Source organism: Maribellus luteus, from assembly GCF_003576475.1.
In the GTDB taxonomy this organism is placed as follows: Bacteria; Bacteroidota; Bacteroidia; order Bacteroidales; family Prolixibacteraceae; genus Draconibacterium; species Draconibacterium luteum.
Map to the genome: position 1 here is coordinate 1 of NZ_QWGR01000346.1, position 502 is coordinate 502.

Below are 502 nucleotides of genomic sequence, written 5' to 3' on the forward strand. Positions count from 1 at the left end.
CTTCCGTGGCGAGAGCGCGCGGCTCGCTGGTCGGCACATTGGCGGGCGTGCCGTCGGGCTGCACAACAAAGCTCTGCGCGCCCTTGGCGACGATGGCAGACGGCGCGACGGGAGCCTGGCCGTTTTCCTGCAGCAGCGTGTTGGAAATACGGCCCACGTGCCACAGCTGTTGCGAGATGCGGCCGCCCTTGGCGTGCACAGCATCCACTACCGCCTTCCAGCCGGCTTCCTGTTCGTCGGTGTACATGCCCGGTGTCCACGCGTAGCCCTGGCCTTGGCGGGAAATTTGCGTGGCCTCTGTAACGATGAGGCCGGCCGTTGCACGCTGCGCGTAATACGTCACGTTCAGTTCGGTCGGCACGTCACCTGGCTGACCGGCGCGCGAGCGCGTAAGCGGCGCCATCACGACACGATTCTTGAACGTCAATTTACCAATTTCGATTGATTCAAACAGCTTCGTCTTCACGCGAAACACCTTCCCTTTCCATGATCGTGAACATCA

At 62.0% G+C, this 502-nt stretch carries 1 protein-coding gene; it reads right to left on the reverse strand.

All coding sequences use genetic code 11. The features are described 5' to 3' along the window. On the reverse strand, positions 1 to 466 hold a 466-nt coding region (locus tag D1614_RS29170), incomplete at its 3' end, for an oxidoreductase (RefSeq protein ID WP_497006697.1). Positions 467 to 502 lie beyond the last annotated feature (36 nt).